Source organism: Bradyrhizobium cosmicum (genome assembly GCF_032290525.1).
In the GTDB taxonomy this organism is placed as follows: domain Bacteria; phylum Pseudomonadota; class Alphaproteobacteria; order Rhizobiales; family Xanthobacteraceae; genus Bradyrhizobium; species Bradyrhizobium cosmicum_A.
The window spans coordinates 75,043-97,358 of sequence record NZ_JASXTA010000017.1; the positions used below are offsets into that span (position 1 = coordinate 75,043).

The 22,316-nt window shown below is 64.2% G+C and carries 22 protein-coding genes; 11 read left to right on the forward strand and 11 right to left on the reverse strand.

What is annotated here, in order from left to right; genetic code table 11:
* Positions 1-46: 46 nt before the first annotated feature.
* From QSV46_RS27400 to sdhC, 5 genes are all read right to left on the reverse strand, one after another.
* Positions 47-2,185: an ATP-binding protein gene (locus tag QSV46_RS27400; protein ID WP_314958793.1), complete on the reverse strand. Its 2,139-nt coding sequence runs from the start codon at positions 2,183-2,185 to the stop codon at positions 47-49.
* A gap of 189 nt (positions 2,186-2,374) precedes the next feature.
* Positions 2,375-3,157 (reverse strand): succinate dehydrogenase iron-sulfur subunit, encoded by a 783-nt coding sequence (locus tag QSV46_RS27405; protein WP_314958795.1) that lies wholly within the window; start codon positions 3,155-3,157, stop codon positions 2,375-2,377.
* 101 nt (positions 3,158-3,258) lie between these two features.
* Positions 3,259-5,094 carry a succinate dehydrogenase flavoprotein subunit gene (gene sdhA, locus QSV46_RS27410; protein ID WP_314958797.1) on the reverse strand — a complete coding sequence of 612 codons (1,836 nt, stop codon included), beginning with the start codon at positions 5,092-5,094 and terminating at the stop codon, positions 3,259-3,261.
* A 3-nt stretch (positions 5,095-5,097) separates the two neighbouring features.
* A complete protein-coding gene (gene sdhD, locus QSV46_RS27415; RefSeq protein WP_314958800.1) occupies positions 5,098-5,514 on the reverse strand; it encodes a succinate dehydrogenase, hydrophobic membrane anchor protein in 417 nt (138 codons plus the stop codon).
* A complete protein-coding gene (sdhC, locus tag QSV46_RS27420; RefSeq protein ID WP_314958801.1) occupies positions 5,511-5,909 on the reverse strand; it encodes a succinate dehydrogenase, cytochrome b556 subunit in 399 nt (132 codons plus the stop codon). Before sdhC ends, sdhD begins: the two co-directional genes overlap by 4 nt.
* 522 nt (positions 5,910-6,431) lie before the next feature.
* On the opposite strand from sdhC, the gene QSV46_RS27425 reads away from it, so the two are divergent.
* Positions 6,432-7,292: a sulfite exporter TauE/SafE family protein gene (locus QSV46_RS27425; RefSeq protein ID WP_314958804.1), complete on the forward strand. Its 861-nt coding sequence runs from the start codon at positions 6,432-6,434 to the stop codon at positions 7,290-7,292.
* Between the two features lie 173 nt (positions 7,293-7,465).
* On the opposite strand, the gene QSV46_RS27430 is transcribed toward QSV46_RS27425, so the two are convergent.
* Positions 7,466-8,995: a malonyl-CoA synthase gene (locus QSV46_RS27430; RefSeq protein WP_314958806.1), complete on the reverse strand. Its 1,530-nt coding sequence runs from the start codon at positions 8,993-8,995 to the stop codon at positions 7,466-7,468.
* 126 nt (positions 8,996-9,121) lie between these two features.
* Here QSV46_RS27430 and QSV46_RS27435 point away from each other — a divergent pair, with 126 nt between their 5' ends.
* The 5 genes from QSV46_RS27435 to QSV46_RS27455 all read left to right on the forward strand — a co-directional run bounded on the left by QSV46_RS27435 (position 9,122) and on the right by QSV46_RS27455 (position 13,870).
* Positions 9,122-9,883 (forward strand): SDR family oxidoreductase, encoded by a 762-nt coding sequence (locus QSV46_RS27435; RefSeq protein WP_314958808.1) that lies wholly within the window; start codon positions 9,122-9,124, stop codon positions 9,881-9,883.
* Positions 9,884-10,269: 386 nt separating this feature from the next.
* The gene (locus QSV46_RS27440; RefSeq protein ID WP_314958810.1) at positions 10,270-10,824 is read left to right on the forward strand and encodes a fasciclin domain-containing protein; all 555 of its coding nucleotides are present in this window, start codon (positions 10,270-10,272) and stop codon (positions 10,822-10,824) included.
* Between the two features lie 184 nt (positions 10,825-11,008).
* Positions 11,009-11,638, forward strand: coding sequence for a cytochrome b/b6 domain-containing protein (locus QSV46_RS27445; protein ID WP_314958812.1), 630 nt, complete (start codon positions 11,009-11,011; stop codon positions 11,636-11,638).
* Positions 11,639-11,652: 14 nt separating this feature from the next.
* Positions 11,653-12,435 carry a molybdopterin-binding protein gene (locus QSV46_RS27450; RefSeq protein ID WP_314958814.1) on the forward strand — a complete coding sequence of 261 codons (783 nt, stop codon included), beginning with the start codon at positions 11,653-11,655 and terminating at the stop codon, positions 12,433-12,435.
* 109 nt (positions 12,436-12,544) lie between these two features.
* Positions 12,545-13,870: a hypothetical protein gene (locus tag QSV46_RS27455; protein ID WP_314958816.1), complete on the forward strand. Its 1,326-nt coding sequence runs from the start codon at positions 12,545-12,547 to the stop codon at positions 13,868-13,870.
* On the opposite strand, the gene QSV46_RS27460 is transcribed toward QSV46_RS27455, so the two are convergent.
* The gene (locus QSV46_RS27460) at positions 13,779-14,984 is read right to left on the reverse strand and encodes a YbfB/YjiJ family MFS transporter (RefSeq protein ID WP_314958819.1); all 1,206 of its coding nucleotides are present in this window, start codon (positions 14,982-14,984) and stop codon (positions 13,779-13,781) included. The genes QSV46_RS27455 and QSV46_RS27460 overlap by 92 nt on opposite strands.
* Positions 14,985-15,229: 245 nt before the next feature.
* Here QSV46_RS27460 and leuB point away from each other — a divergent pair, with 245 nt between their 5' ends.
* On the forward strand, positions 15,230-16,342 hold the full coding sequence (gene leuB / locus QSV46_RS27465) for a 3-isopropylmalate dehydrogenase (protein ID WP_314958820.1): 1,113 nt from the start codon (positions 15,230-15,232) through the stop codon (positions 16,340-16,342).
* Between the two features lie 130 nt (positions 16,343-16,472).
* On the forward strand, positions 16,473-17,111 hold the full coding sequence (locus QSV46_RS27470; protein ID WP_314958822.1) for a DapH/DapD/GlmU-related protein: 639 nt from the start codon (positions 16,473-16,475) through the stop codon (positions 17,109-17,111).
* A gap of 73 nt (positions 17,112-17,184) precedes the next feature.
* Here the strand turns inward: QSV46_RS27470 and QSV46_RS27475 are convergent, their stop codons facing one another.
* Positions 17,185-17,568 carry a hypothetical protein gene (locus QSV46_RS27475; protein ID WP_314958824.1) on the reverse strand — a complete coding sequence of 128 codons (384 nt, stop codon included), beginning with the start codon at positions 17,566-17,568 and terminating at the stop codon, positions 17,185-17,187.
* 170 nt (positions 17,569-17,738) lie between these two features.
* The gene (locus QSV46_RS27480; protein ID WP_314958825.1) at positions 17,739-18,524 is read right to left on the reverse strand and encodes a hypothetical protein; all 786 of its coding nucleotides are present in this window, start codon (positions 18,522-18,524) and stop codon (positions 17,739-17,741) included.
* Between the two features lie 116 nt (positions 18,525-18,640).
* On the opposite strand from QSV46_RS27480, the gene QSV46_RS27485 reads away from it, so the two are divergent.
* Positions 18,641-19,675, forward strand: a complete 1,035-nt coding sequence (locus QSV46_RS27485; RefSeq protein ID WP_314958827.1) for an aspartate-semialdehyde dehydrogenase — start codon at positions 18,641-18,643, stop codon at positions 19,673-19,675.
* Between the two features lie 80 nt (positions 19,676-19,755).
* Here the strand turns inward: QSV46_RS27485 and QSV46_RS27490 are convergent, their stop codons facing one another.
* Positions 19,756-20,400, reverse strand: coding sequence for a carbonic anhydrase (locus QSV46_RS27490; RefSeq protein WP_314958829.1), 645 nt, complete (start codon positions 20,398-20,400; stop codon positions 19,756-19,758).
* A gap of 109 nt (positions 20,401-20,509) precedes the next feature.
* On the opposite strand from QSV46_RS27490, the gene QSV46_RS27495 reads away from it, so the two are divergent.
* Together QSV46_RS27495 and QSV46_RS27500 are read left to right on the forward strand one after the other, a co-directional pair.
* Positions 20,510-21,391: a CoA ester lyase gene (locus QSV46_RS27495; protein WP_314958832.1), complete on the forward strand. Its 882-nt coding sequence runs from the start codon at positions 20,510-20,512 to the stop codon at positions 21,389-21,391.
* Between the two features lie 18 nt (positions 21,392-21,409).
* On the forward strand, positions 21,410-21,781 hold the full coding sequence (locus QSV46_RS27500) for a hypothetical protein (RefSeq protein WP_314958835.1): 372 nt from the start codon (positions 21,410-21,412) through the stop codon (positions 21,779-21,781).
* Positions 21,782-21,797: 16 nt separating this feature from the next.
* On the opposite strand, the gene QSV46_RS27505 is transcribed toward QSV46_RS27500, so the two are convergent.
* A complete protein-coding gene (locus QSV46_RS27505) occupies positions 21,798-22,217 on the reverse strand; it encodes a hypothetical protein (RefSeq protein ID WP_314958838.1) in 420 nt (139 codons plus the stop codon).
* Positions 22,218-22,316 lie beyond the last annotated feature (99 nt).

Genomic DNA, 22,316 nt, shown 5'->3' on the forward strand with positions numbered 1-22,316 from the left:
ACAACGCGAAGAAAATCAATCGGTTCCCTTCGGTTCCGGCCCCGAATCACTCCGCGGCGCCGTCGCGCACCCGCCCCACCCGCGCCGCCTTATGGAGGATGCGCGAGAGCTCCTCGATCGAATAGGGCTTTTGCACGATGTCGAACCCGGTGGCGCCGTCCTGGGTCAGCGCCTCGCTGTAGCCCGTGGTCAGCACGATCGGTACGCCGATGCTGCGATCGCGGATTGCGCGCGCCAGATCGAGCCCCGTCATATCAGGCATCACTACGTCCGAGAACACGACGTCGAAGCGATCCGCGTCGACGACCAGCTCGGCGAGCGCGTCGGCGGCGTTGTCGACAAGCGTGATGCTGTAGCCGAGTTCGGTGAGACCGTCGGCGGCGAAATTGGCGAGCTCGATGTTGTCTTCGACCACCAGCACCGACATGCCGCTGCCGGCCACTGCCGGCGCCGCGTTGGGCGCCTGTCGCTCCGGCAGCAGATCCGCCGGCACACGCGGCAGGTAGAGCGAGAAGGTGCTGCCCTGGCCGACCTCGCTCATCACGGTCACCTCGCCGCCGGATTGCCGGGCGAAGCCAAACACCTGCGACAGGCCGAGGCCGGTGCCCTGACCGACCTGCTTGGTGGTGAAGAACGGCTCGAAAACGCGTCCCAATCGTGCGGCGGGAATGCCGACGCCGGTGTCGCTGACGGCGATGCCGACAAAGCCATGGTTGCCCGAAAGGTGCGCCAGCGTATCGGGGACGGTCGTCGCGGTCTCCACCGTGAAAACGATCCTGCCCTTGCCGTGCATGGCATCGCGCGCATTGGTCGCCATGTTGATCAACGCCGTCTCGAACTGGCTGGCATCGGTATTGACGAGACACGGCTCCGCCGGCAGCCGCACGACGATCTCGATCGCCGGTCCGAGCAGCGTGGCGAGCATGTCGTGCAGCGACTGCATCCGCCCGGCGACGTCGAACACCTCCGGTTTGAGCGTCTGGCGCCGCGCGAACGCGAGAAGCTGCGAGGTCAGCCTGGCCGCGCGTGCCACGGCATCGCCGATGGCCGCTATGTAGCGCTGCCGCCGCTCCTCGCTCAGTTGCGGCCGGTTCAACAGATCGACCGAGGCGCGGATTACGGTCAGGAGGTTGTTGAAGTCGTGCGCCACGCCGCCGGTGAGCTGTCCGAGCGCCTCCAGGCGCTGGCTGTGCTTGAGCGCCTCCTCGGCCTCGCGCCGCTTTGCAGCCTCGGCCTGGAGATGCTGGGTGCGCCGGAACGCCAGCGCCAGCAGCAGGAACAGCAGCGCGGTGGCGGGAATGCCGAACACCAGATGCTGGGCCATGGTGGCGTACCAGCGCGCGCGGATCGCCGAGGTCTCGAGCCCCGCGCTGACATAAAGCGGATATTCGGCGACGCGCCGGTAGCCGATGCGCCGCTCGATTCCGTCCGAGGGCCAGGCGACGGTGATGAGGCCGTGCTCGGGGTGAGCGGCGATCCGTTGCCCGACCGCGCCGGTCGGATCGAGCCGGAGGTCGCGGTCGAGCCTGGGAAAATGGGTGAGCAGCACCCCGTCGGTGCGTCCCATCGCGAAGAAGCTGCCGGGATCGGAGCCGATTCTGGCGTAAAAGCTCTCGAAATATTCCGGCAGCACGGAAGCCTGGATCACGCCGATGAAGCTGCCGTCGTCGGTCTCGCGGCGGCGGCTCACGCCGAAGAAGCGCGCGCCCTGATAGGGCGGGCGCGGCGTCAGCGTTGCGCCGATGAAGGTGCCGATGGTCTGGTCGACATGGGCATAGAAGTAGTCGCGGTCCGCGAAGCCGAGCTCCGGCGGCGGCGAGGCGAGGCTGTTGACCAGTGCCTTTCCGTCCGCGTCGAAGATCCAGGCCGATTTGAGCTGCGGCAGCGAATCGGCCAGCCGCTTCAGACGGCGGTGCAGCGCCGGCTCGCGCGCGCGGATGACCGTGTCGGGAAGGCCGCGCACCACCTCGTTGATCTCGGCAAGGCTGCGGTCGATGGTCTCGAACACCTTGAGCGCGTGCTCATGCGCGACATCGAGCGTGCGCTCGATCTCACGGTCGGCGACGTCTTTTGTCGATGTGTAGGAGATCGTGGAGGTGAAGGCGAACAGCGCGATCGGCAGCGCCAGGGATGCCGCCATCATCCACTGCAACAGTCTCAGCGAGTTGCGTTGCGCGCCCTGCACAGTCGCTCCGGTCCCTGACCGGAGAGCTTACTTGAATTTCGCGCCGGGAAGAAAGCGGCTTGTCGTGGAACCGGAGGTTGTGCCCCGGAGATTCGCACGCAGCGCGGGCCGGAGCAAGTTTTACTGAAATTCGTCCCGCCCGGAGAATGCCCCGGCCATTGCGGCCGGGGATCGCAGCATGAATGACGTCTAGATCTGGCGCTCGACCATCTTGAGCTTGAGCTCGGCGATGGCTTCGGCCGGGTTGAGGCCCTTCGGGCAGGCCTTGGCGCAGTTCATGATGGTATGGCAGCGATAAAGCCGGAACGGATCCTCGAGATTGTCGAGCCGCTCGCCAGTGGCCTCGTCACGCGAATCGGACACCCAGCGATTGGCCTGGAGCAGCGCGGCGGGGCCGAGATAGCGTTCGCTGTTCCACCAATAGCTCGGGCACGAGGTCGAGCAGCAGGCGCACAGGATGCACTCATAGAGGCCGTCGAGCTTCTCGCGGTCCTCGTGGCTCTGCTTCCATTCCTTCTGCGGCGTCGGCGAGGTCGTCTTCAGCCACGGCTCGACGGACGCATACTGGGCGTAGAAATTGGTCAGATCAGGGATGAGGTCCTTCACGACCGGCTGGTGCGGCAGCGGGTTGATCTTGACCGCGCCGTCCTTGACGTCGTGCATCGAGCGGGTGCAGGCCAGCGTGTTCTGGCCGTCGATGTTCATGGCGCAGGAGCCGCAGACGCCCTCGCGGCAGGAGCGGCGGAAGGTCAGCGACGGGTCGATGTGGTTCTTGATCCAGATCAGGCCGTCCAGCACCATCGGGCCGCAATCATTAGTGTCGACGTAATAGGTGTCGACGCTCGGATTCTTGCCGTCGTCCGGATTCCAGCGATAGACGCGGAACTCACGAACGTCGGTCGCGCCCGCGGGCTTCGGCCAGGTCTTGCCGCCAGTGATCTTGGAGTTCTTCGGAAGTGCGAATTCAACCATTAGTCCTGCCTCTGGTTTCCTTCGTCATGCGTGGGCTTGACCCGCGCATCCATCTTTAAAGGATGGATTGCCGGGTCAAGCCCGACAATGACGAGCAGCAATCAATACACGCGCGCCTTCGGCGGGATGTACTGCACGTCGTTGGTCATGGTGTAGTCGTGAACCGGGCGGTACTCGATCTTGACCTTGCCGGAATCATCCAGCCAGGCCAGCGTGTGCTTCATCCAGTTCTTGTCGTCGCGCTCGGAGAAGTCCTCGCGGGCGTGGGCGCCGCGGCTTTCGGTGCGGTTGGCGGCCGAGTTCATCGTCACCACCGCCTGCGAGATCAGGTTGTCGAATTCGAGGGTCTCGACGAGATCGGAATTCCACACCAGCGAGCGGTCGGACACGGCGATGTCGGTGATGCCGCTGTGAACCTTTTCGATCAGGTTCTGGCCTTCGCTCAAAACCTCGCCGGTGCGGAACACCGCGCAATTGCTCTGCATCACGTGCTGCATGCCTTCGCGCAGCTTCGCGGTCGGCGTGCCGCCCGAGGCGTAGCGGTAATGGTCGAGACGGCCGAGCGCCAGCTCGGACGAGTTCGCCGGCAGCTCCGGCTGCTTGGCGTTCGGCGTCAGCTTCTCGGCGAGACGCAGTGCAGCGGCGCGGCCGAACACGACGAGGTCGATCAGCGAGTTGGAGCCGAGACGGTTGGCGCCGTGCACGGAAACGCAGGCCGCTTCGCCGATCGCCATCAGTCCGGGGATGATGGCGTTGTCGTCGCCGTCCCTCTTGGTCAGCACTTCGCCGTGATAGTTCGTGGGGATGCCGCCCATGTTGTAGTGCACGGTCGGCACGATCGGGATCGGCTCGCGCGTCACGTCGACATTGGCGAAGATTTTTGCGGATTCGGAGATGCCCGGCAGGCGCTCGGCTAGCACCGCGGGATCGAGATGGTCGAGATGCAGGAAGATGTGGTCCTTCTTCTTGCCGACCCCGCGTCCTTCGCGGATCTCGATCGTCATCGCGCGCGACACGACGTCGCGCGAGGCGAGGTCTTTCGCCGACGGCGCGTAGCGCTCCATGAAGCGCTCGCCCTCGGAGTTGACGAGATAGCCGCCTTCGCCGCGCGCGCCTTCCGTGACGAGACAGCCCGAACCGTAGATGCCGGTCGGGTGGAACTGCACGAACTCCATGTCCTGCATCGGCAGGCCGGCGCGCAGCACCATGCCGCCGCCATCGCCGGTGCAGGTGTGCGCCGAAGTGCAGGAGGCGTAGGCGCGGCCGTAGCCGCCGGTCGCCAGGATCACGGTCTGGGAGCGGAAGCGGTGCAGCGTGCCGTCGTCGAGCTTGAGCGCGATGACGCCGCGGCAGGTGCCCTGGTCGTCCATGATCAAATCGATGGCGAAGAACTCGATGAAGAACTCGGCCGCGTGGCGCAGCGACTGGCCATACATCGTGTGCAGCATGGCGTGGCCGGTACGGTCGGCGGCGGCGCAGGTGCGTTGCGCCTGGCCCTTGCCGTAGTCCATGGTCATGCCGCCGAACGGACGCTGGTAGATCTTGCCGTCCTCGGTGCGCGAGAACGGAACGCCCCAATGCTCGAGCTCGTAGACGGCCTCGGGCGCATTGCGCACCATGTATTCGATCGCGTCCTGGTCGCCAAGCCAGTCCGACCCCTTCACGGTGTCGTACATGTGCCAGCGCCAGTCGTCCTTGTGCATGTTGCCGAGCGAGGCCGAGATGCCGCCCTGCGCCGCGACCGTGTGCGAACGGGTCGGAAACACCTTGGTGATGCAGGCGGTGCGCAGGCCCGCCTCGCTGCAGCCGACCACGGCGCGCAGGCCCGCGCCGCCGGCGCCGACCACGACGACGTCATAGGTGTGGTCTTCGATCGGATAGGCTTTTCCGTTGGTGGCGGGAGCGCCGTCGCCCTTGCCATTCGTTGTGGCAGCCATCGGTTACACTCCGGATGAAAGCTTCAGGATCGCGTAGGTCGAGGCGAGTGCCACGGCGACCGAAAAGAAATTGTTGAGCATGATCGAGACGAGCTTCAGCTTCTCGTTATGGACGTAGTCCTCGATCACCACCTGCATGCCGATCTTCATGTGCCAGGCGCTGGCGAAGATGAATAGCAGCAGGATCACCGCGATCGGCAGCGAGCCGAGGATCTGCGCGGCGCCGGCCTGGTTGCGGCCGAGCAGCATCATGACGATGACGATCACGGGGATCATCAGCAGCGTCATGGCGACGCCGGTGATGCGCTGGCGCCAGAAATCGGAGGTGCCGGAATGAGCGGCGCCGAGATTGCGGACGCGGCCGAGCGGGGTTCGCATTGAGGAGCCCTTCGGAGAGCCGTGAGATTCGTCGAAGCTCATCGGCCGCCTCCGATCGCGTAGGCGATGATCCAGATCAGCACCGTCAGCACGATGCCCCCGATCAGCGCGCCCCAGGTCAGGGCCTCGCGCTCATTGGCCTTGAAGCCGTAGCCGAGGTCCCACACGAAGTGCCGGATGCCGCTCAGCATATGGTGCATCAGCGCCCAGGTGTAGCCGAACACGATCAGCCGGCCGATGATGCTGCCGGTGAAGGCCTGGACGTGGCCATAGGCGGCAGGGCCGGAGGCCGCCGCAATCAGCCACCAGGCCAGCAGCAGGGTGCCGACGTAAAGGGCGATGCCGGTGCCGCGGTGGACGATGGACAGCGCCATCGTCAGCGTCCAGCGGTAGACTTGCATGTGTGGTGAAAGCGGTCGTTCGATCCGTGCGGTCATGGGCTTCAATTGGTTTATTGCGGCCCAGCATGGGGCGCGCGGGGATCGCGAGAGGTTGGCTCTATTTACGGAGTCGATTTGGCCTGCGCAATCACCAAATCGACATAAATCGAACCGTGGTTCAGCCCTAGGCCCTTGATGTAACAAGGCCAATCCGAGGCTTGGTATACCAGAGCGATGGCGCACCGACTAAAGAATGAATACAAATTCCTCTCTTGTGGCCATGGCGAGGCGCATTGAAATTACTATTGGAACGGCTCTAAGCCCTCGCCGACCAGCCAGGGTTCGAACCGGTCAGTTCATGACATCCGAGCCGGCACGGATGATCGGCCAACAAGTGCTAATTTCCGCCGAGCGCATCGATTTTTCGCCTGACGGGCGGATATGCGCAGCCTGCATCCCACCCCAGACCGGCGATGCGGCGGTCGACCCGACGAATCAGATCGCCTACAGCTTGGCGCGCAGCCGGATCCGAGCCTTCGTCTCGGAGCTGTTGCGACCAGTCGCCGGGGCAGGCCAGGGGTGATTGCAGGTCTTGATATCAAGGACATCCTCGAGCTCGCGCTGCTGCTGATCGCAACCGGTGCGCTCTCGGGATTCTTGGCCGGCGTGTTCGGCATCGGCGGCGGCGCGATCCTCGTGCCGGTGTTTTACGAATGCTTCCGCATCGCCGGCGTGCCGCTGGAGGTGCGCATGCCGCTCTGCGTCGGCACCTCGCTCGCCGTGATCATCCCGACCTCGATCCGTTCGTTCCAGGCGCACTACAAGCGCGGCGCGGTCGACATGGCGATCCTGCGCGCCTGGTGGCTGCCGATCGTGATCGGCGTCGTCGCCGGCAGCGTGGTTGCCCGCTACGCGCCGGAGCGGCTGTTCAAGATCGTGTTCGTCTGCGTCGCCTGGTCCGCCGCGGTACGGCTGATCTTCGCGCGCGAGAGCTGGAAGCTCGGCGACGATCTGCCGAAGGGACCGCTGATGCGCATTTACGGATTCGTTGTCGGCATCCTGTCGACGCTGATGGGCATCGGCGGCGGACTGTTCTCGAACCTGCTGATGACGTTCTACGGCCGTCCCATCCATCAGGCGGTGGCGACATCATCCGCACTCGCGGTGCTGATCTCGATCCCCGGCGCGCTCGGCTACATCTATGCCGGCTGGCCTGCCGCGGCGAGCTATCCCGGCGTCGTTGCCCTGCAAGTCCCGTTTACGCTCGGCTACGTCTCGCTGATCGGCGCGGTGCTGGTGATGCCGATGAGCCTCGTGACAGCGCCGCTCGGCGTGAAGGCTGCGCACGCGATGTCGAAGCGGACGCTGGAGGCCGCGTTCGGGTGTTATCTGTTTATCGTCGGCAGCCGGTTTGTGCTGAGTTTGGCGGGTGGGCAGTGATCGTTTTGGCGCGCGCGCCCGACGCGCGCAGTGTCATTCCCCGCGAAGGCGGGGAATCCAGTATTCCAGAGACGATCGTGATTGAATCGAGAAGCCGCGGCGTACTGGATGCCCCGCCTTCGCGGGGCATGACGGCGAGGGTGTGGCGCGGGTTTGCCTGACGTCTGCGCCGCCTACCTCTTCGCGTAAATATCCTTGTACGTCTCCCGCAGCACGTTCTTCTGCACTTTGCCCATGGTGTTGCGCGGCAGCTCGTCGACGACGAAGACGCGCTTGGGCATCTTGAATTTCGCCAGCCGGCCGTCGAGCGCCTTCAGCACCCCGGCCTCGGTGACATCAGCGCCCTTGTTGCAGACCAGCACCGCGGTGACGCCCTCGCCGAAATCCGCGTGCGGCACGCCGATCACGGCGGATTCGATCACGCCGGGCATGGCGTCGATCTCGCTCTCGATTTCCTTCGGATAGACATTGAAGCCGCCGGAGATGACGAGATCCTTGCCGCGGCCGAGAATGTGGACGTAGCCCTTGGCGTCGATCTTGCCGAGGTCGCCGGTGATGAAGAAGCCGTCGTCGCGGAATTCGGCCTTGGTCTTCTCCGGCATGCGCCAGTAGCCCTTGAAGACGTTGGGGCCCTTGACCTCGATCATGCCGATGTCCTCGCGCGGCAATTCCCTGCCCGTCTCCGGATTGGTGACGCGCACGGAAACGCCGGGGAGGGGAAAGCCCACCGCGCCGGGGACGCGTTCGCCGTCATAGGGATTCGACGTGTTCATGTTGGTTTCGGTCATGCCGTAGCGCTCGAGCACGGCATGTCCGGTGCGCGCCGACCATTCGCGATGGGTTTCGGCCAGCAGCGGCGCCGAGCCCGAGATGAACAGCCGCATGTGCTTGGTTGTCTCGCGGGACAACGCGGGATTTTGCAGCAGCCGTGTATAGAAGGTCGGCACGCCCATCAGCACGGTGGCGCGCGCCATCAGCTTGATGATGAGGTCCGGGTCGAGCTTCGGCAGGAAGATCATCGAGGCCCGCGAAAACAGCGTCACGTTGGTCGCCACGAACAGGCCGTGGGTGTGGTAGATCGGCAGCGCGTGGATCAGCACGTCCTTGTCGGTGAAGCGCCAATAGCCGACCAAGCTCAGCGAGTTCGACGCCAGATTGTCATGCGTCAGCATCGCGCCCTTGGAGCGGCCGGTGGTACCCGACGTGTAGAGAATCGCGGCGAGATCGTCGTTCGCGCGCGGCACCGTCACGAACTCGCTGCTCGCCTTGCCGGCGGCTTCCGTCAGCGAGCCCTTGTCGTCGGGGCCGAGCGTCTCGACCTTGGCCTTCACCTTGGCGGCGATCGGGGCGAGGCCTTCCGCCTTGGAGGGATCGCAGACCACCAGCGACGGCTCGGCATCGCCGATGAAATAGTCGAGCTCGTTCAGCGTATAGGCGGTGTTGAGCGGCAGATAGACCGCGCCGGCCCGCACCGTCGCCAGATACAGCACGATATTGGCGACGGATTTCTCCACCTGCACCGCGACGCGGTCGCCGGGCTTCACGCCCCGCGAGACCAGCACATTCGCCATCTGCCCGGCCCGCGCGATCAGATCGCCATAGCTGATATGGGCGCCGTCATGCGTCTCGATGGCAAGGCGCGCAGGGCTATCGAGGCCGTCGAACAGGCGGGAAAACAGATTGGCGTTGGCAGCTTGGTTCATGCAAGATTTCCTCGACCGCAAGGCTTGACCGCAAGGCTCGTCAGCAAGGCTCGTCAGACAAGGCCGGTCAAAACCGAGGGCTGGATTAGCAAAAACCGCCCCAATGAAGCAACGGAGACAGTTTGCATGACCAAAAGCGGGAAACGCCTAGCCTGGGTGACGGGCGGCGGCAGCGGGATCGGGGAGGCCGGTGCCGAGGCGCTGGCGGCCGACGGCTGGACGGTGGTGGTGTCCGGCCGCCGCAAGGACGCACTGGAGACCGTGGTTGCGAAGATCACCGCAGCGGGCGGGACGGCCGAGGCCATCGCGCTGGACGTGTCCAACGCGGCCGAGGCCCAGAGGGCGGCCGACCAGATCGTCGCGAAGCACGGCCGGATCGACCTGCTCGTCAACAATGCCGGCATCAATGTCCCGAAGCGGAGCTGGAAGGACATGGAACTGAACGGCTGGGACAGACTGGTCCAGGTCAATCTCAACGGCGTGCTCTATTGCATGCGCGCGGTGCTGCCGACGATGCGCAGGCAGCAGGACGGCTCGATCATCAACGTCTCGTCCTGGGCCGGCCGCCACGTCTCGAAGATGCCGGGTCCGGCCTACACCACCACCAAGCATGCGGTGCTGGCGCTGACCCATTCCTTCAACATGGACGAATGCGTCAACGGCCTGCGCGCCTGCTGCCTGATGCCGGGCGAGGTGGCGACGCCGATCCTGAAGCTGCGCCCGGTGGTGCCGAGCGCGGAGGAGCAGGCGAAGATGCTACAATCCGAAGATCTCGGCCGCACCATCGCCTTCATCGCAAGCATGCCGCCGCGCGTCTGCATCAACGAGCTCCTGATCAGCCCGACGCATAATCGCGGATTCATCCAGACGCCGAACAACAGGGATTGAGGCGCATGGCGTGCCACACGCTCCACTCGTCGTCCCGGGGCGCGACGAAATCGCGAGCCCGGGATCCATAACCACGGGGAGCGGTTGTGGCGCGAAACGGGTCGCTCCGAGTCTTCGCCAAACGTCTCCCTGTGGCTATGGTCGCGGACCGGCGATTCGCTTGTCCGGGACGACAGCGGAGTGTGGGGTGCGTTCGCGCGTCACACGGACACGCCGACGCAAAGTTTCACGCATCACAAAGAAGTTTTATCCGAAACCGCATCGCAAACGCTCCCGTAGTTCGGTCCAACGACGGCACCACTGCATCACCTCACGCCACCGCAGCCGCCGTTGTTGCCCAACTCAACGCCGGCCATCGCCGGTCACAATTCAATCGGGAGTTCTCCATGTCGAAGCGCATTGCCTACCTCACCGCCGCTGCGTTCAGCGCCCTGGCCATCACCGCGACCGTCGTCGCGCCTGCCCGCGCCGAGGAAAAGACCGTCATGGTCGGCGGCGCCGCGATGTTCCCGTCCAAGAACATCGTCCAGAACGCCGTCAACTCGAAGGATCACACCACGCTGGTGGCGGCGGTGAAAGCCGCCGGTCTCGTCCCGACGCTGGAAAGCAAGGGGCCGTTCACGGTGTTCGCGCCGACCAACGCCGCCTTCGGCAAGCTGCCGGCCGGCACCGTCGACACCCTGGTCAAGCCCGAGAACAAGGCGACGCTGACCAAGATCCTGACCTACCATGTCGTGCCGGGCAAGCTCGAAGCCTCCGACCTCACCGACGGCAAGAAGATGAAGACCGCCGAAGGCGAGGAGCTGACGGTGAAGAAGATGGACGGCAAGGTCTGGATCGTCGACGCCAAGGGCGGCACCTCGATGGTGACGATCTCCAACGTCAACCAATCCAACGGCGTGATCCATGTGGTCGACACCGTGCTGATGCCCGCGACCTGACACCGCGAAGTCCGGTTTCATCCCCCAGACCGGATGCGACGAAAAAGTGAGCCGGGGGGCACCCGGCTCGCATTATTGTGACCATGATAGCCCGCGGGCATCGATTCGATCGCCGGCGGGGCGTAACGAAAGCGGAAGCATCGGCGTATAATTGGTGTCACACGACGTTCAGGACGGAACCATCATGTCGAGCCTCACTGTCACGGACGAGCAGGTCAGCGCCGCCCCGGCCAAAGTGATCCAGCCGGCCTGGGTCCGGATCATGCATTGGGTCAACGCGCTTGCCATGATCCTGATGATCCTGTCGGGCTGGCAGATCTACAACGCCTCGCCGCTGTTCGGCTTCAGTTTTCCGCGCGAGTACACGCTGGGCGGCTGGCTCGGCGGCGGCCTGCTCTGGCACTTTGCGGCGATGTGGCTCTTGATGATCAACGGCCTTACCTACCTCGTCACGGGCTTTGCCACCGGCCGCTTCCGCAAGAAGCTGCTGCCGATCACGCCATCGGGCGTGCTGCACGACGTCAGGGCTGCGCTGACCTTCAAGCTCGCCCACAACGACCTCACCGTCTACAATTACGTGCAGCGCGTACTCTATGCCGGCATCATCGTCGTCGGCGTGCTGATCGTGCTGTCGGGCCTCGGGATGTGGAAACCGGTCCAATTGCATTGGCTCGTGATGCTGTTCGGCGATTATCCGACCGCGCGCTACGTCCACTTCTTCTGCATGGCCGCGATCTGCGCCTTCCTCGTCATTCACGTCCTGCTCGCGCTGCTGGTGCCGAAGAGCCTGCGCGCGATGATCATTGGCCGCTGATTAGGAGAATTGTCATGGCCAAGCGCTCATTCCTGATCCCCGGCGTCGACAAGCGGCTGCTGGTCAAGGACTCTCTCAAGACGATGCCTGATGTCACCCGCCGCCGCTTCATCGCGGGCGGGGCCAGCCTCGGCGCGCTGACGCTGCTCACCGGCTGCGACGTGATCGACTCGTCCTCGGCCGAGGAGATGCTGAAGAGTGTCTCGAAATTCAACGACGCCGTGCAGGATTTCATCTTCAATCCCGACGCGCTGGCGCCGACGTTCCCGGAGAGCGCGATCACGAAGCCGTTTCCGTTCAACGCCTATTACGACCTCGACGACGCGCCCGATGTTTCGGCCGCGGACTGGAAGCTCGAGGTGCGCGGCCTCGTCGACAACAAGAGATCGTGGACGCTTCCCGAGCTCTATCAATTGCCGCAGGTCACGCAGATCACCCGCCACATCTGCGTCGAGGGCTGGAGCGCGATCGGCAGCTGGACCGGCACCCCCTTGCGCGATTTCCTCAAGTTGATCGGCGCCGACACCCGCGCGAAGTACGTCTGGTTCCAGTGCGCCGACAAGGACGGCTACAATTCGCCGCTCGACATGCGCAGCGCGCTGCATCCGCAGACCCAGATGACGTTCAAATACGCCAATGAGATTCTGCCGCGCGCTTATGGTTTCCCGATGAAGATCCGCGTGCCGACAAAACTCGGCTTCAAGAACCCGAAATACGTGGTCTCGATGGAAGTCACCAACGATTACAAGGGCGGCTATTGGGAAGACCAGGGTTACAATTCGTTCAGCGGGAGTTGAGATTCCCACCCTAGTCGCTCGTGGTCAGAGGGCCCGGCGCTTGACAAGCAGTGGCGTCATATCGGAGCATCAACGATAGATTGCGGCGCGTCTTTGGCCGGTATCGGCGATGTCCTTTGAAACTAAACTCATCATCCTGGCACTTTACGGCTTAGCCATCGTGGCTTGGGCCATCTGGTGGTTACAGCGCTATCTGAAGCTCTCGACAGAGCTTCGCAGGCCCGGTCCCGGCTGGCCGCGTCGGACGGATGGCTCCGGCAGACAGACAGAGCGGGCTGAGGTTCGGCTGAATATCCTGGCGATCTTGAGCAATTTGGCGGGGCTTCTGATCATTGCATTGGTTGGGTCACTGCAGATTGCCGTGGAGCTGTGGCGACCGAACGCCGACCTGCCCCGTTTGTCGCCTGTCGTTGAAGAGCTCTTGCGAACCAGATTGCCCGATCAAGAAGTGCTGCGCCAGCAGCACAAGGAGCTTGTCGAGGCAATAAAGACCGATCAGTCGCCGAAGGAGCTAAACGGAGCGCTATACGCCAAGGTATTCGACCTGCAGGCTCAGGTCGAAGGCTTGCAAGCTAAGCTCGCCGAACTATCGCCCAAGCCGGTCGCAGCAGTGCAGACAAATCCTGTCATGTCGTCGATCGCCTCACTGGCAAATCTCGCCGTTCTGCTTCCTTTGGCGGCGTGCTTGCTTGCAGCACTCGGCGTTCTCCATTTCCTCTATTCCAGTGGCGCCATATCGGGAAGGGTCTATACGACTGCCGCCGCGACACTGGCGGCTGGGTCTTTGTTTGGAGGGTTCACCTTTTGGAAAGAATTCAACGTCTTGAAGAGCTTGGATTCGCTCATCAAGGTCGAGTACAAGCCTCAGCAGGAATCTCGCCCGGGTGATCTCCAGTCTTTGGGCGTCCGCTTCGATGTCAGCCTGCGGTCGGATAATCTGTCGCCCGCCGAGATGGATTGCGGCGATCGCGGCATATCGTTTGCCAGTGGCGACGCAGATCTGAAGTCAAGCGCCCCAATCGTGCGGGAGCTGATCGCCAAAAGATTGAAAGGCGTGGGTACATCGAACCGCCTAGCGGGAATCATGCTGATCGGGTCCGCCGATAAACGTCCATTGAAGCCGGAAACGGCCGAGAAATTCAGCACGAATGAAGGCTTGGCGCGAGCGCGGGTCGAGGCGGTCAGGAAGCTGCTCGAGGATGAGCTCTCTCGGGAGAACCTGAAAGTACCCGTCTTGGGGTCCTTTATCGGTCCATCGAACGCCGGCTCCAAGGCATCGGCCGGCCAACTGGCGGACGACCGTGTGGTCCAGGTCTGCTACCTCTGGAACCCGACCGCCTCGGTCACGAGTGCGGGCGCTCAGCCCCTACCTCGACCTTCCGTTGACACAGCGCCGCCACTGCCCCCAGCGCCAGCAATGCTGCCGATACGTTGAGCGCATAGGACAAGCTCCCCAGCGCATCCGTGATCGCGCCGACCGCGATCGGGCCGAGTGTCTGGCCGATGCCGAACGAAATCGTCATCGCCGCAATCGCCGTCGGCCACACCTCATGCGGATAGTTGAAGCGGACGAAGGCGGTGGTCGAGTTGACCACGGCGAAGAAGCCAATGCCGAACACGACCGCGGAGACGGCCAGCCATGCCGTCGAATGTCCCAGCATCGGCAGGCCGGCGCCGATTGCGTTGGTGCCGAGGATGATGGCGGTCGCGAGCCCGCCGCGGTCGAGCGCGAGCACGCCGCGCCAGACCCAGGGGGTGACGAAGGCGCTGACGCCGATCAGGCCCCAGAACGCAGCCTGCGCCGTCGCATCGCCGCCGCCGTCGCGTACATAGGCGATCATGAAGGTCATGTAGGCGATGTAGCCCGCGCCGAACAGGAAGTAGCCGGCCAGATAGATCAGCACCGGGAGAATCGCGAAGGAGGCGTGGCTTGAATCGGCGAAGCGCGCCTTACCCTCGATGCGGATCAGGAACAGGGGCACCGTCATCACCAGTGAGAGCAACGTCAGCGCCCACCACACGATCCACCACGAGCCCGGTCCGAACCATTGCAGTGTGAACGGTGCGATCAGCCCGGAGGAGAGAATGCCGACGCCCGGACCGGCATAGAACAGGCTGAGCAGGAAATTGGAGCGCTCGGGACATGATTGCGCGATCGTCGCGGCCAGGGCGCCGCCGGCAACGAAGGCGACCGCGGCGCCGATGCCCAGCACCAGCCGTGCCAGGCTGAGCGCGACAAAATTCCCGGTCAGCGCGCAAGTGGCGAGCGCGGCCAGACAAACCAGGGTTCCGCCGCGGATCGCCGCCGACCAGCCAACGCGCCGGATCAGCCGCGAGGCGACCAGCGCGCCCACGAGATAGCCGACCGCGTTGATGGTGTTCATGAAACCGGCCGCCGAATAGGACCAGCCGAGGTCCTCCCGCATATCCGGCAGCACCAGCGCATAGGCAAAGCGGCCGATGCCGAGCCCGACCGTCGCCGCCAGCGACAGGGTCAGGATCAGCCGCGCCGGGCGTGCGTCGGGCGAGGGACGATCAGGGGCGTGCAAGGGGTACTCCGTCGTTTCGGAGTGTGACAGGCCCCGCCCGCCTTGCACAGCCGCGCCGCGGCAATGGTGTCTTGCCAAGCGCGCAACGCCGCTCTAGCACTCCGGCCTGCCGTCATTCCGGGGCGCGCCTCTTGGCGCGAGCCCGGAATCCATTTCCCCGCTTGCGCTGTGGCCCGATGGATTCCGGGCTCGCTCGCCTTGCTCGCGCCCCGGAATGACGAGAGAGGATTGAGAAGGATCTGACCATGGCGACCCACAAACTGCTGCTGCTCCCCGGCGACGGTATCGGCCCCGAGGTGATGGGCGAGGTGAAGCGGCTGACCGACTGGCTCAATTCGGCCGGGATCGCCAAATTCGAAACCGACACCGGCCTCGTCGGCGGCTCCGCCTATGACGCCCACAAGGTGTCGATCTCCGAAGGCGACATGGCCAAGGCCGGGGATGCCGACGCGATCATCTTCGGTGCGGTCGGCGGCCCGAAATGGGACGCAGTGCCCTACGAGGTGCGTCCCGAAGCCGGCCTGCTGCGCCTGCGCAAGGATCTCGGCCTGTTCGCCAACCTCCGCCCCGCAATGTGCTATCCGGCGCTGGCCGATGCCTCCAGCCTGAAGCGCGAGGCGATCGAGGGCCTCGACATCGTCATCGTGCGCGAGCTCACCGGCGGCGTCTATTTCGGCGAGCCCAAGACCATCACCGATCTCGGCAACGGCCAGAAGCGCGCCATCGATACCCAAGTCTACGACACCTACGAGATCGAGCGCATCGCCCGCGTCGCCTTCGAGCTTGCCAAGAAGCGCAAGAACAAGGTGACGTCGATGGAGAAGCGCAACGTGATGAAATCGGGCGTGCTCTGGAACGAGGTCGTCACGCAAGTCCACAAGCGCGAATACGCGGACGTCACGCTCGAGCACCAGCTCGCCGATTCCGGCGGCATGATGCTGGTGAAATGGCCGAAGCAGTTCGACGTCATCGTCACCGACAATCTGTTCGGCGACATGCTCTCCGACATCGCGGCGATGCTGACCGGTTCGCTCGGCATGCTGCCCTCGGCCTCGCTCGGCGAGGTCGACGTCAAGAGCAAGAAGCGCAAGGCGCTGTACGAGCCCGTGCACGGCTCGGCGCCCGATATCGCAGGCCAAGGCCTCGCCAATCCGATCGCGATGATCTCGTCGTTCGGCATGGCGCTGCGCTATTCCTTCGACATGGGCGATCTCGCCGACAAGGTCGACGCCGCCATAGCCGCCGTGCTGGCGAGCGGCCTGCGCACCGCCGACATCAAGTCGGAAGGCACCACTTCCGCCTCGACCACGCAGATGGGCGAAGCGATCCTGAAGGAATTGCAGAAGCTGCACGCGTAAGGCTACGCGCACCGCAATCGTAGGCTGGGCAAGGCGAAAGCGTGCCCACCATCCTTATCGCGATTTGCCGCGAGATGGTGGGGACCCGCGCCTTTGCCCACCCTACGGCACCTGCTATCGGAGCCGCCTCATGGACGCCTCACCCCGCCCCAAGATCGCGGAAACCATCATCCATGAAACCGTGCGCCTGCGCGAGGCGCAGATCGGCCGACGCTGCGAGATCCTGGCCAACACGCGCATCGAATATGCTGCGCTCGGCGACTACTCCTATCTCGGCGAGAATTGCGAGGTCGCCGACGCGGGAATCGGAAAATTCACGGCGATCGCCAATTCGGTGCGGATCGGCGCGCCGAATCACCCGATGGGCCGTCCCTCCCAGCATCGCTTCACCTACGTCCCGGAATACTACGAGGCGACAGCAACCCGCGACCGCGACTTCTTCGCGGACCGCCGCGGCGACCGGGTGATCGTCGGCAACGACGTCTGGATCGGGCACGCCGCGATCCTGCTGCCCGGCGTCACCGTCGGCGACGGCGCGGTGATTGCCGCGGGCGCGGTCGTCAGCCGCGGTGTCGAGCCCTACACGATCGTCGGCGGCGTTCCCGCGCGCGCGATCCGCAAGCGCTTTGACGATAAGGTCGCGGACAGCCTGCGCCGTATCGCCTGGTGGAATTGGCCGGATGACATCATCTTCGAACGCCTGGCCGATTTCCGCTCCGAGGCGATCGAAGACTTTTGCAGGCGCTACGACCCGGCAGCCAACGCGTAGAGCGGACGCGTCTCGCACAAACAAAAATGGCCGGGCGCGAGCCCGGCCATTTTGATTCGGTGCCTGCGCCCGCTCAGTACAGCGGGAAATTCTGCGGATAGCCGCCAACATCCTGCGGCGGGCTCAGCGGCTGGCGATCGATCGGACGGTTGAGGTTTTCGCGGGCGAAGGACGGATAGCCGACGGCCGGCGGGTAGGCGTAGTCGGTAAACTTGCGGTCGCCCGGATTGACCTCGGTGCCGCCGTCGAGCCAGGAGCGCTTGCTCACATAGAGACGGGTGCGGCCCTGCTGATAGACCGCGTTGGGGCCGCTCGGGCCGTAATAGTGCCGGCCGCGCTCGTCATAGCGCTTGGTCTTGTTGTCGGCCGAAGCCGGTGTCGCGAGGGACAAGGCAATGACGGCGCCTGCCGCAAGCCAGGTCGCCAGTTTGTTCGCGGCAGAAAATGTCGAGCTCATCACGTCCCCTTCAGGCGGCAAGCCGCCAGTCGATTTCGCCCTCATACTAGCCCGGCCGGGGTGTCCGCAACTAGGTCAATTGGGTCACACCAGGGAGGAATAATCGTGCGCGCCGGCAAAAGTTGCATGACTACCAGCCACTTGCTCGGTTCACTTGGACTTGATGCCGCTCAAAGCGCTCCGCGCAATTGCGCGTTCGCGGCGCCCAGCAGCCAGTCCGATGCGCCCTGGGAATCGCAGGCGCGGCGCTTCAGCTCCGCACGGGAGAACAATTCGGCCAGCTTCGGTTCGTTGCCTGAGGTCAGCAGCGTCAGCCGGTTCAGCGTGCAGGCGATTGCCGCGCGCCGGGCGGGCATTGTGTCGCCCTGGCAGGAGAAGCCGGAGATCTGGAGCGCCGGCTCCTCGCTGCGCTTGAGATAGCCAAGGCAGGACAGCGTCCCCTTGTCCGCGCCGGTCGGCCGGAACAGGGCGACGGGGCCGAATTTCGTATCGATCAGGCCGGCCTGCTCCAGCGTGTCAGCCGTGCCCAGTCCCATCTGGATGGCCAGATCCGCGGTCGCCGGACGCGCCAAGTCGAATTCGCCGCCTTCCCGGTAGATCTCGAGTTCGGCCAGCGGCTTGTCCGCCTCGCTCGCCCAGCGCATCACGTCCCTGCGGCCGCCCTCGGGATGCCGAAGAATGATATAAGAGGCTGTTTTTTCTGATGTATCCGGCTTGCTGAGGGCGAAGGCCGGCTGCGAACGGGAGGCCTCGCTCCAGCCCGGCTTCTCCGCAGGCTCGTCACCTAGTTCGGGAAGCTGGCCGAGGGCCGCGAGGGCCAGGATGGCAAACAGCGCCAGCGCCCCCACATAGGCGAACAGGCGTGCGGGCGTGCCGACGACCTCGTCGGCGAAGGCTGCAAGCGCCAGATGGATCTGGGTGGGGCTAACGGCCGTGCTGGCCTCAGGCGGCTGCATCCGCGTCCCTAAGGGATGGTCCAACGTTGTCTTGAGGCCGGTTCTCGCATAGAAGCGCTGCTCTTCCTGTTTAAGCGTCTGCTTCAGGAACGGGCTTTTTCGTCGGAGAGTGAACGATGGGTTACAAAGTCGCAGTCGTCGGCGCGACCGGCAATGTCGGACGGGAAATGCTGGGCATCCTCGATGAGCGCAAATTCCCCGCGGACGAGGTCGTGGCCCTGGCGTCACGCCGCAGCGTCGGCGTCGAGGTCTCCTATGGCGACCGCACCCTGAAGTGCAAGGCGCTCGAGCATTATGATTTCTCCGACGTCGACATCTGCCTGATGTCGGCGGGCGGTGAGGTGTCGAAGGAATGGTCGCCGAAGATCGGCGCCGCCGGCACGGTCGTGATCGACAATTCCTCGGCCTGGCGCATGGATCCGGACGTGCCGCTGATCGTGCCGGAAGTGAACGCGGATGCGACGGCTGGCTTCAAGACGAAGAACATCATCGCCAACCCGAATTGCTCGACCGCGCAGCTCGTCGTCGCGCTGAAGCCGCTGCACGACAAGGCCACCATCAAGCGCGTCGTGGTCTCGACCTATCAATCGGTCTCGGGCGCCGGCAAGGACGCGATGGATGAATTGTTCTCGCAGACCAAGGCCGTCTACACCAACCAGGAGCTGGTCAGTAAGAAGTTTCCCAAGCGCATCGCCTTCAACGTCATCCCCCACATCGACGTCTTCATGGAAGACGGCTACACCAAGGAAGAGTGGAAGATGATGATGGAGACCAAGAAGATTCTTGATCCCAAGATCAAGCTCTCCGCGACCTGCGTGCGCGTGCCGGTGTTCGTCGGCCACTCCGAGGCCGTCAACATCGAGTTCGAGAATCCGATCACCGCGGACGAAGCGCGCGACATCCTGCGCAAGGCGCCCGGCTGCCTCGTCATCGACAAGCAGGAGCCCGGCGGCTACGCCACGCCGTATGAAGCGGCCGGCGAGGACGCGACTTACATCAGCCGCATCCGCGAGGACGCCACGGTCGAGAACGGTCTCGTGCTGTGGTGCGTGTCCGACAACTTACGCAAGGGCGCCGCGCTCAACGCGATCCAGATCGCGGAAGTGCTGATCAACCGCAAGCTGATCAGCGCGAAGAAGAAGGCGGCGTAGGACTTCGCTCACTCCTCTCGTCGTCCCGGATCTGCGTCCGGGACGACGCTCTCGTTTGATGCGGCAGTCTACGAAATCGCCTACGCCGCGTCCCTGACGCTGCGAAATTCCTTCGCGTCCTTGTCCAGCACGAACAGCGACCCCTCCGCGACGCCGAAATAGGCGCCGTGGGTCTGCATCTGGCCGGCGTCCACGGCCTTCTGCACGAACGGGAAGGTCATCAGGTTTTCCAGGCTGCGGAACACGGCGGCCTTCTCGATGCGCTCGACGAACTGCGCCATGGTCTCGTGGTCGCGCTGTTCGACCACTTCGCCCGGCTTGATGAACATCTGCATCCATTTGCCGATGAAGTCGCCGGGCGTGAGCGGCTCGATCTTGTCGACGAAGGCGCGGATGCCGCCGCATTGGGCGTGCCCGAGCACCACGATGTGCTTCACCTTCAACACCGTCACGGCATATTCCAGCGCCGCCGAGACGCCATGCGCGTTGCCGTCGGGCTGATACACCGGCACCAAGTTGGCGATGTTGCGGACGACGAACAATTCGCCCGGGCCGACGTCGAAGATCACCTCCGGCGAGACGCGGCTGTCGCAGCAGCCGATCACCATCACTTCCGGGAACTGCCCTTTCACCGACAGCTCGCGATAGCGGCTCTGCTCGGTCGGCAGCCGCTGGGTGGCGAAGGCCTTGTAGCCTTCCAGCAAATGCTTCGGGAATGTGGTCATGGCTATGCCTAATCATATACCGCAGGGGCGAACAAGCCTTTCGAATAGGCAGGCCAGATGCTATCGGCTGAGGTCAAGATCGCCTGAGGAAACAGGAAGGAACGCTTGCATGACCCGCCCGCGCCGCAGCCATCTTTTCATGCCCGGCTCCAACCCCCGCGCGCTGGAGAAGGCACGTAATCTCTCCGCCGACGGCCTGATCCTCGATCTGGAAGACTCGGTGGCGCCCGACGCCAAGGCGGTCGCGCGCGACGGCATCGCCGCCGCCATCGCCGCCAAGGGGTTCGGCAAGCGCGAGATCCTGATCCGGACCAACGGTCTGGATTCGCCCTGGTGGGCCGATGACCTCGCAATGGCCGCGAAGGCCTCGCCGGACGGCATCCTGGTTCCAAAAGTTTCAAGCGTTGAGGATCTCGACCAGATCGGCCGCCGTCTCGCCGAGCTCGGTGCCGCGCCGACCGTGAGGGTCTGGGCCATGATCGAGACCGCGCGCGCCGTGCTGCATGCCGAGGAGCTGGCCGCCGCCGGTCGCGATCCGAAGTCACGCCTGTCCGGCTTCGTGTTCGGCCCGAACGACATCTCGCGCGAGACGCGCATCAAGATGCTGCCCGGCCGCGCTGCGATGATCCCGATGATCACCCACTGCATCCTGGCGACGCGCGCCCATGGTCTCGAAATCCTCGACGGTCCCTACAGCGACATCGCCAATTCCGACGGCTTTGCCACCGAATGCGCGCAGGGGCGTGACCTCGGCTTCGACGGCAAGACGCTGATCCATCCCTCGCAGATCGAGGCCTGCAACGCGATCTTCACCCCGCCCGAGGAGGAAGTCGCGCGCGCCCGAAAGATCATCGCGGCGTTCGAGCTGCCGGAGAACGCCTCGCGCGGTGCGATCCGCCTCGATGGCGCGATGGTGGAGCGCCTGCACGCCGACATGGCCCGCCGCACGATCGAGATCGCGGATGCGATTGCGGCGATGGGGAAGGGCTGAGGGGGCTAGAGTATTTTCATGACGGGCCGTCCGACCATCGCGGCTATGCTTGCACCGCTTGTGTTTTTTGAAGGGCGATGCAGGGACAAGGAAACGCTTCGGAGACTGATTGCGCTGGCGAATGATCGGTCGCGGCGCAAAGAGGCTCACGCCCTGTTTTACGAGATCAGGCGAAAGACATTGGCGGCCGAGCAGCGCAATGATCAGTTGGCTCTGGCTCAGTATGCTTTCGAGGAGATTTGCGCCAAGACGCTCTACAATATGTCGGGCGAGCCGGCACCATTCGATCCCGACTCTCCATTTTGGGTCCTGCCGCTTGCGCTGGAACTAGGGCAAATGCTCGGCATCACTAACGCTCGCGAGATAAGCCCGCTGTTAAGTCTGAGGTAATATCTCTCGCGACCCCTCAACGCGGCGCGACGTCGGCGCGATCAAGTGATTCCAGCGTCGACGCATTGCCGCAATAGCCGTGATAGTTCTCCGCGGCGATGCCGTCGGCGAGATCGCGGTCGCATTGGCCCTTGTGATTGCAGAGCGAACAGACCCGCTCCATGTCGCGCAGCAGAAGCGGCTGTGCACGGCCGAGCCCTACGGCATTGATGCCGAGCTGCTCCAGCATCTTCGGCAGCTCGTCGGCGGCGTGCTTGCCGTGACGGACCAGCTCTTCGAGATCGTCGGGCGCGATGCGCAGGTCGTTCGCGATCCGATCGAAATCGGCGCGATCGAGCTGCCGCATCTCGTTCAGCTCGCGGCGATGTTTCAGCCAGCTCGCGAAGGATTCGATGGGGTCCTGGACGATGGGATATGGCCTGCTTGCGGTGCTCATGCGAGGCTCCATTTGGGACGGCGGAATTGGAGCCAGATAGGCACAATGGTGCAGGCGCGCGTTGCGCTGGATAAAATTGAGGTCTCGTGTCCCGGACGC

Coding starts and splice junctions, on each gene's coding strand:
- QSV46_RS27445 (WP_314958812.1), top strand. CDS start 11,009: ATGTCGAGCCTCACTGTCACGGACGAGCAGGTCAGCGCCGCCCCGGCC.
- QSV46_RS27475 (WP_314958824.1), bottom strand. CDS start 17,568: ATGAGCTCGACATTTTCTGCCGCGAACAAACTGGCGACCTGGCTTGCG.
- QSV46_RS27455 (WP_314958816.1), top strand. CDS start 12,545: ATGTCCTTTGAAACTAAACTCATCATCCTGGCACTTTACGGCTTAGCC.
- sdhC (WP_314958801.1), bottom strand. CDS start 5,909: ATGACCGCACGGATCGAACGACCGCTTTCACCACACATGCAAGTCTAC.
- QSV46_RS27490 (WP_314958829.1), bottom strand. CDS start 20,400: ATGACCACATTCCCGAAGCATTTGCTGGAAGGCTACAAGGCCTTCGCC.
- leuB (WP_314958820.1), top strand. CDS start 15,230: ATGGCGACCCACAAACTGCTGCTGCTCCCCGGCGACGGTATCGGCCCC.
- QSV46_RS27495 (WP_314958832.1), top strand. CDS start 20,510: ATGACCCGCCCGCGCCGCAGCCATCTTTTCATGCCCGGCTCCAACCCC.
- QSV46_RS27450 (WP_314958814.1), top strand. CDS start 11,653: ATGGCCAAGCGCTCATTCCTGATCCCCGGCGTCGACAAGCGGCTGCTG.
- sdhD (WP_314958800.1), bottom strand. CDS start 5,514: ATGAGCTTCGACGAATCTCACGGCTCTCCGAAGGGCTCCTCAATGCGA.
- QSV46_RS27485 (WP_314958827.1), top strand. CDS start 18,641: ATGGGTTACAAAGTCGCAGTCGTCGGCGCGACCGGCAATGTCGGACGG.
- QSV46_RS27470 (WP_314958822.1), top strand. CDS start 16,473: ATGGACGCCTCACCCCGCCCCAAGATCGCGGAAACCATCATCCATGAA.
- QSV46_RS27435 (WP_314958808.1), top strand. CDS start 9,122: ATGACCAAAAGCGGGAAACGCCTAGCCTGGGTGACGGGCGGCGGCAGC.
- QSV46_RS27505 (WP_314958838.1), bottom strand. CDS start 22,217: ATGAGCACCGCAAGCAGGCCATATCCCATCGTCCAGGACCCCATCGAA.
- QSV46_RS27440 (WP_314958810.1), top strand. CDS start 10,270: ATGTCGAAGCGCATTGCCTACCTCACCGCCGCTGCGTTCAGCGCCCTG.
- sdhA (WP_314958797.1), bottom strand. CDS start 5,094: ATGGCTGCCACAACGAATGGCAAGGGCGACGGCGCTCCCGCCACCAAC.
- QSV46_RS27500 (WP_314958835.1), top strand. CDS start 21,410: ATGACGGGCCGTCCGACCATCGCGGCTATGCTTGCACCGCTTGTGTTT.
- QSV46_RS27405 (WP_314958795.1), bottom strand. CDS start 3,157: ATGGTTGAATTCGCACTTCCGAAGAACTCCAAGATCACTGGCGGCAAG.
- QSV46_RS27430 (WP_314958806.1), bottom strand. CDS start 8,995: ATGAACCAAGCTGCCAACGCCAATCTGTTTTCCCGCCTGTTCGACGGC.
- QSV46_RS27480 (WP_314958825.1), bottom strand. CDS start 18,524: ATGCAGCCGCCTGAGGCCAGCACGGCCGTTAGCCCCACCCAGATCCAT.